This window comes from Streptomyces albidochromogenes (assembly GCF_005981925.1).
GTDB classification, from domain to species: Bacteria; Actinomycetota; Actinomycetes; order Streptomycetales; family Streptomycetaceae; genus Streptomyces; species Streptomyces albidochromogenes.
On the sequence record NZ_VBVX01000350.1, the window covers coordinates 1 to 6220 of the forward strand.

The window sequence follows — 6220 nt, forward strand, 5'->3', positions numbered from 1 at the left end:
CCCCCCGACCCCCCGGACGACCCGGACCCGGACCCGGACCTGGCCTCGGACCCGGACGACCCGGAACGGGCCGTCGCCGAGGACGTGTTGCTGTCCCTGCGGCAGTCGCGCCGCGAACTGCACCTGGGGGTGAGCGAGGCCCGTACGCTCTCCGCCATCGCGGCCGACTGGCTGCGCAGAGGCATCACCCCGGCCGACCTGCGGTACGCGCTGACCAGCGCGCTGCCACCGAACGGCGTGCGCTCCGCCGTGGGCTTCCTGCGGCACCGCCTGACGGTGAAGATGCCGCAGCAGCGGTCGCTCGTACCCCGGACACCCGACGGCCCGCCGCCCACGGACCGCGTGGTGAGGCCACTCATCACCTGTGAGGGCCCCGGCTCCGAACACGTCTTCCGCCCCGTCGGCGACGAGACCCAGTGCGGCCGCTGCCGCCAGGAAGCAGCCTGGGCACTCCACCACGCGAAGTACCCGCCGCTCCGCCCGGATCCGGTGCCTACGATGCCGTGATGGCTACCGATCCGACCGCGTACGTGCGGTTCCAGGGCACCGTCCCCCGGGCGCGGGGCAACTTCCCCGGCGTCTTCGGGCTCGTCAACGGCCTCGCGCGCGACGGGCGGCTGAGCGCCGAGCAGGAGCGGTTCCGGCGTGCGAACAACGACTGGTACGACGCGGTCTGCACGGACCCGAGCACCGTCGACCCGACCGTCTACGACGCGTGCGTCAATCCGGGCGCGGCGGCCTGGTTCAAGCCGACCGCCGTGGAGCTGATCGCCCGCGTGGGCGGCTGTCTGGAGATCCTGGCCGCCCACGGGGTCGAGTGCCGGCGCGTACGGTCCACCGATCCTGGGCGTGTCGTCTACGAGGACGTGCACCAGATCGTCGTGGTCCCGTACGCGCCGGGGGGTCACTTGCGGTTGTAGAGCCGCATCGTCACCGTGCCGAACACGGTCAGCAGGACGGCCGACCAGCCGAGCGACCAGGCGATGTCGGCGGCCGGCCAGTTGCCCGCCATCAGTTCGCGCACCGCCGTCGCCACATGCGTCACCGGGCTGTTGTTGACGAACGCCTGCAGCCAGCCCGGCATCGTCCTCGGGTCGACGAACACGTTGCTCAGGAATGTCAGCGGGAAGATCACCATCATGCTGACGCCCATCACCGACTTCTCGGTGCGCAGCAGCAGGCCGAACATCGTCCAGATCCACGAGAACGCGAACGAGAAGACCATCAGCAGCGCGACCCCGGCGAGCACGCCGAGCACGCCGCCGTCCGGGCGGTACCCGATCACCATGCCGACGGCCAGCATCACCACGGACGCGATCAGGTAGCGGATCACGTCGCCGAGCAGGTAGCCGACCATCGGCGCCGGCCGCCAGATCGGCAGCGTGCGGAAGCGGTCGAAGACGCCCTTGGCGATGTCCGTGTTGACGGCCACACCCGTGTACATCGTGATCATCACGATGCTCATGGTCAGGATGCCGGGCAGCAGGAACTGGATGTACTCCGAGACCGACCCGGCCAGCGCCCCGCCGAAGAGGTACGCGTACATCAGCACCATCATGATCGGGAACGCCGTCACGTCGAAGAGCTGTTCCGGCACATGCTTGATCTTGAGCATGGCCCGCCAGCCGAACGTCAGCGACGCCGACAGCGCGCTGGGGCGCGGCGGCCGGTCCCTGTTGACGAGCAGCGCGGCGAGGTCCTCCGCCTTCGGGGCTTCGAAGGTGAGTTCGTCGGGGCCCTGGCCCTTGTCCTTGGTCGCGACGGTGCTCATGCCGGCACTCCTGTCGTGGCGTTGTCCGACGTCCCGTCACCGGGGGCGTCCTGCGCGTTCCGGTCGGTCAGTGCCAGGAAGACCTCGTCCAGACTCGGCTGCCCCAGCGCGAAGTTGTCCACGGTGATCCCCGAGGCGGCGAGCTCGGACAGCGCCCGCGCCGCCTGTTCCGCCGCCCCGAGGTCGCTCGCGTGCCCGTTGACCGTCGCCGTCAGGGCGACGGGGTCCGGGTCCAGCTGCACGGTGACGTCCAGCACCCCGCGCAGCACCCGCTCCGCGTCCGGCCGTTGCGCCGGGTCCCGCAGCCGCACGTGCATGGAGCCGGAGCCGACCGACGCCTTGAGCTCGCCCTTCGTACCCTCGGCGATGACCTTGCCGTGGTCGATCACGGCGATGCGCGACGCCAGCTGGTCGGCCTCGTCCAGGTACTGCGTGGTGAGCAGCACGGTCGTCCCCTGCGCCACCACCGCCCGCACGATGTCCCACACCTGATTGCGGCTGCGCGGGTCGAGGCCCGTCGTCGGCTCGTCGAGGAACAGCAGGTCGGGGGTGTTGAGGATGCTCGCGGCGATGTCGATACGGCGCCGCATGCCGCCCGAGTAGTTCTTGATCTGCCGTTCGGCCGCCTCCGCGAGACCGAACGCCTCCAGCAGCTGGGCCGACCTGGTGCGCGCGGCCGCCTTGGAGTGGCCGAGGAGGCGGCCGAGGAGCACCAGGTTCTCCGTACCGGTCAGATCCTCGTCGACCGACGCGTACTGCCCGGTGAGGCTGACCCGGCCGCGCACCGCGTCGGCTTCCCGCACCACGTCCTTGCCGAAGACGTGCGCCTCGCCGCCGTCGGGGCGCAGCAGCGTGGCGAGCATCTTCACGGCCGTGGTCTTGCCGGCGCCGTTGGGCCCGAGCACGCCGTACACGGTGCCGGCGGGCACGGACAGGTCTACGCCGTCGACGGCCCGGTTGTCTCCGAACACTTTGACCAGGCCCGCCGTTTCGATGGCGAGCTCCGGGCCGGGGTGTCCACTCATGTCTTCCGCCCCTCCGAGGGGTCGTCGGATCGTCTTTCCCAGTGTTGACCGCCCGGAGGGCCGGAAGTAATCGTTCTTTGGTCCTACAACTTCACGGCGGCCTCATTCCCGCGTGTAGAAGATGTAGAAGGTCGCGGCCGCCATCCCGGCGCCGACCGCCAGCCCGATGATCGTGGCGTCGAGCACGGTGTTGTCGGCCAGGCTGTGCAGGAAGCCGACGGCGACGCCGGTGAGCGCTCCGTACGCGGCGGCGCGCACCAGCGGGATCATCGCGCGCTGCGTGCGCCCCAGGAGGAAGCACAGACCCGCGAAGACGGCGGCGCACAGCATGCCGAAGCCGAAGTTCAAGCCGGTCACGGCGCCCGCGTCACGGGCGAGGAAAGCCGCGTAGTAGCCGTACACCAGGCCCAGCACGACGGGCACGATCACCTGGCGGCGTCGTACGGTCGCGGCATGGCGCGGCCCGGTCCGCCCTGCCGATGTTCCCGGTCCTGCCGGTTCGGCCGGCCGGGGTGACCGGCCGGGTATCGCCGCGTGTCCAGCCATCGCGAGACTCCTTCCGCAGCGCGTACGCGCATCCCTACCAGGGCACACCCGGGCGCGGTGGTCGGCAAGTGGATCTACGCACCGCCCGGCGGGCCCTCCCGCGCCACTCGCGCGAGCGTCTCCAGTGCGTGCGACAGGACGTCGTACGGCGGCGACGCCAGGCCGATCCGCACCGCGTCCGGCGCGGCGAGCGGCGGCACGGCGAAGGCGCGGCCCGGGGTGAGCGCGACACCGCGCGCGGCCGCCGCCGCGACGAAGGTGTCCGTACGCCAGGGCGCGGGCAGCTCCCACCAGCAGAAGTACGCACGCGGGTCCGTGCGGACCCGGAAGCCGTCGAGCCGGCTGCGGACGAGACGGTGGCGGGCCGCCGTGTCCTGGCGCTTGGCGGCTGCGACGGCGGCCACCGTGCCGTCCGTGATCCACCGGGTCGCGGCCTCCAGGTTGAAGCGGCCGGCGGTCCAGGCGCCCGAGCGCAGGGCGTCGGCCAGCGGGTCCCGGTGGCTTGCGGGAGCGACCAGGAAGCCCGTCGTCAGGCCGGGAGCGAGGCGCTTCGACAGGCTGTCGACGAGGACCGTGCGGGCGGGCGCGTGGGCCGCGATCGGGGCGGGTGCGTCGGGGGCGAGGAAGGCCCACGTGGTGTCCTCCACCACCCCGATGCCCGACCGCGCGCAGACCTCGGCCAGCCGCTCCCTGCGCTCCTCGCTCATCGTCACCGCCGTCGGGTTGTGCAGGGTCGGCTGGACGTACACCGCGCCGAGCGGCGCGCCGCGGTGTGCGGTTCCCAGCGCGTCGGGGCACAGGCCGTCGCCGTCCGCCGCGATCGCCACCAGCGTCACCCCGAGCCGTTCCGCGACCGCCTTGACCAGGGGATACGTGAGCGCGTCGACGCCGAGCCGGCCCCCGGGGCGCACGAAGGAGGCGACGGCCGCGGCGATCGCCTGGCGGCCGTTGCCCGCGAAGAGCACCCGCGCCGGGTCGGGGCGCCAGCCACCCCTCGACAGCAGCGACCCGGCCGCCTCGCGCGCCGCCGGAGTGCCGTCGGCGGCGGCGGGGCGGGTGGCCAATTCGAGTACGTCGGGACGCAGCAGGCCGGCGAGGGACCGGGCCATGAGCTCCGACTGGCCCGCCGCCACGGGGTAGTTGAGCTCCAGGTTGACCGCCGGGCCGTCCGGTGCCGCCGGTTCCTCCGCGAGCGCGTGGCCGGGCGGCGGCGGCGCTGCCCGGACGAACGTGCCGCGCCCGACCTCGCCCACCGCCAGGCCCCGCCGCACCAGTTCGCCGTACACCCTGATCGCGGTGGAGTTGGCGATGCCGTGCCGGCGGGCGAAGGCGCGCTGGGTGGGCAGGCGGTCGCCGGGGCGCAGGCGGCCTGCGGCGATGTCGGCGGCGATGCGGTCGGCCACCTGCCGGTAGTCCCTCGCCATGTCGGCTCCTCCTCGCACTCGGCGTCGGCATTGCACCGAGAGCAAAGATCTTATTGCACCGAGGAGTTGGGCGCGCCTAGCCTCGTGGGCATGGACCCCGCACCGCGCGCAGCAGACGTCAACGGCATCACCGTCCGCTACACCGACGAGGGCGCCGGCCCGCCGCTCGTCCTCGTCCACGGCCACCCCTTCGACCGCACGATGTGGGCCCCGCAGATCGCCGCCTTCGCCCCCACCCACCGGGTGATCGCCCCCGACCTGCGCGGATACGGCGAGAGCGAGGTCGTTCCCGGCGTCACCCCGTTCTCCGCCTTCGCCGAGGACCTCGCGGGCCTGCTCGACCGTCTCGGCGTGGAGCGCGCGGTGTTCGGCGGGCTGTCGATGGGCGGCCAGATCGTGATGGAGTGCTACCGCCTCTTCCCCGAGCGCGTCACCGGCCTGCTCCTGGCCGACACCTCCCCCGCCGCCGAGACGCCGGACGGGGCGCGATCACGCGACGCCCTCGCCGACCGGCTCCTCGCGGAGGGCATGCGGGGGTACGCCGACGAGGTGCGCGACAAGATGGTCGCCCCGTACAACACGGAGGTGTCGGCCCGGGTGCACCGCATGATGACCGCCGCACCGGCGGCCGGCGCGGCGGCGGCCCTGCGCGGGCGGGCGCGGCGGCCCGACTACCGCGAGCTGCTGACGCGGGTGCGGGTGCCGACGCTGGTCGTGGTGGGGCGGGACGACGCGTACACGCCCGTCGCCGACGCGCAGGCGATGCACGCCGCGATCCCGGGCTCGGTGCTGGCGGTCGTCGAGGGGGCGGCGCACCTCCCGAACCTGGAGCGGCCCGACGCCTTCAACGCGGCGCTCCGCGCGCACCTCGCTGCCTGAGCTGCGGCGGCGGGGGAGGTGTGCTGGGCTGGGTGGAGGGCCGCTGACCGACGGAGGCGAGTCGCCATGGCCGACACGGAAGACGCCAACCAGGAGATTCTCGACAACATCACCAGTCTGGTCGGCGAGGAACGCGAACTGCGTGAGCGCTCCACCCGCAAGCTGGGGCTCGACGACGCGGAGCGGGCGCGGCTCAGGGCCGTCGAGGTCCGGCTCGACCAGTGCTGGGACCTGCTGCGCCAGCGCCGGGCGAAGTCGGAGTTCGGCGAGGACCCGGGGGAGGCGCGGGTGCGGCCGGCCTCCGAGGTGGAGAACTACAAGAGCTGAATCTTTTCCACAGCCTGTGGACAACGGTTCGGGGATCAGCCTGAACGCGGGACGGTGAACCAGGAGTACAACCGACTCGCACCGGCGGGTGGGAGGTGAGGCCGGGGCGCTTCTCGCGGTGGCCGGAGGGGACGTGGCGGGGCGCTCCCCGCAGGGTGTCGAACTCAACTCCCTCGAACAACACGCGATGCCCGAACGTTCGGCACCCGAGGAGACGCCCCGGCACGGCACCGACCCCGAAGCTCCGG

General features: G+C 72.7%; 7 protein-coding genes and 1 pseudogene. 4 read left to right on the top strand and 4 right to left on the bottom strand.

Annotated elements, in window-relative coordinates; translation table 11 throughout:
• Both E2E34_RS35700 and E2E34_RS29690 read left to right on the top strand, forming a co-directional pair.
• Positions 1–507, top strand: a pseudogene (locus E2E34_RS35700) (hypothetical protein); the annotation flags it as partial.
• Positions 507–920 carry a hypothetical protein gene (locus tag E2E34_RS29690; RefSeq protein ID WP_138904960.1) on the top strand — a complete coding sequence of 138 codons (414 nt, stop codon included), beginning with the start codon at positions 507–509 and terminating at the stop codon, positions 918–920. The pseudogene E2E34_RS35700 and the gene E2E34_RS29690, both read left to right, overlap by 1 nt.
• Here the strand turns inward: E2E34_RS29690 and E2E34_RS29695 are convergent.
• From E2E34_RS29695 to E2E34_RS29710, 4 genes are all read right to left on the bottom strand, one after another.
• A complete protein-coding gene (locus tag E2E34_RS29695) occupies positions 905–1771 on the bottom strand; it encodes an ABC transporter permease (protein ID WP_138904961.1) in 867 nt (288 codons plus the stop codon). The two genes, E2E34_RS29690 and E2E34_RS29695, sit on opposite strands and share 16 nt — an antisense overlap.
• Positions 1768–2796: an ATP-binding cassette domain-containing protein gene (locus tag E2E34_RS29700; protein ID WP_138904962.1), complete on the bottom strand. Its 1029-nt coding sequence runs from the start codon at positions 2794–2796 to the stop codon at positions 1768–1770. Before E2E34_RS29700 ends, E2E34_RS29695 begins: the two co-directional genes overlap by 4 nt.
• A gap of 102 nt (positions 2797–2898) precedes the next feature.
• Entirely contained in the window at positions 2899–3225 is a 327-nt protein-coding gene (locus E2E34_RS29705; RefSeq protein WP_244316244.1) for a hypothetical protein, read from the bottom strand.
• Between the two features lie 191 nt (positions 3226–3416).
• The gene (locus E2E34_RS29710) at positions 3417–4766 is read right to left on the bottom strand and encodes an aminotransferase-like domain-containing protein (protein WP_138904964.1); all 1350 of its coding nucleotides are present in this window, start codon (positions 4764–4766) and stop codon (positions 3417–3419) included.
• Between the two features lie 90 nt (positions 4767–4856).
• Between E2E34_RS29710 and E2E34_RS29715 the strand changes: the two genes are divergently transcribed.
• Entirely contained in the window at positions 4857–5645 is a 789-nt protein-coding gene (locus E2E34_RS29715) for an alpha/beta fold hydrolase (protein WP_138904965.1), read from the top strand.
• A gap of 66 nt (positions 5646–5711) precedes the next feature.
• A complete protein-coding gene (locus E2E34_RS29720; protein ID WP_138904966.1) occupies positions 5712–5972 on the top strand; it encodes a DUF2630 family protein in 261 nt (86 codons plus the stop codon).
• The last annotated feature ends 248 nt before the right edge of the window (positions 5973–6220 follow it).

What these genes read in the sequence shown, in the direction of transcription:
- E2E34_RS29720 (WP_138904966.1), top strand. Translation starts at nt 5,712, where the DNA reads ATGGCCGACACGGAAGACGCCAACCAGGAGATTCTCGACAACATCACC.
- E2E34_RS29690 (WP_138904960.1), top strand. Translation starts at nt 507, where the DNA reads ATGGCTACCGATCCGACCGCGTACGTGCGGTTCCAGGGCACCGTCCCC.
- E2E34_RS29700 (WP_138904962.1), bottom strand. Translation starts at nt 2,796, where the DNA reads ATGAGTGGACACCCCGGCCCGGAGCTCGCCATCGAAACGGCGGGCCTG.
- E2E34_RS29695 (WP_138904961.1), bottom strand. Translation starts at nt 1,771, where the DNA reads ATGAGCACCGTCGCGACCAAGGACAAGGGCCAGGGCCCCGACGAACTC.
- E2E34_RS29710 (WP_138904964.1), bottom strand. Translation starts at nt 4,766, where the DNA reads ATGGCGAGGGACTACCGGCAGGTGGCCGACCGCATCGCCGCCGACATC.
- E2E34_RS29715 (WP_138904965.1), top strand. Translation starts at nt 4,857, where the DNA reads ATGGACCCCGCACCGCGCGCAGCAGACGTCAACGGCATCACCGTCCGC.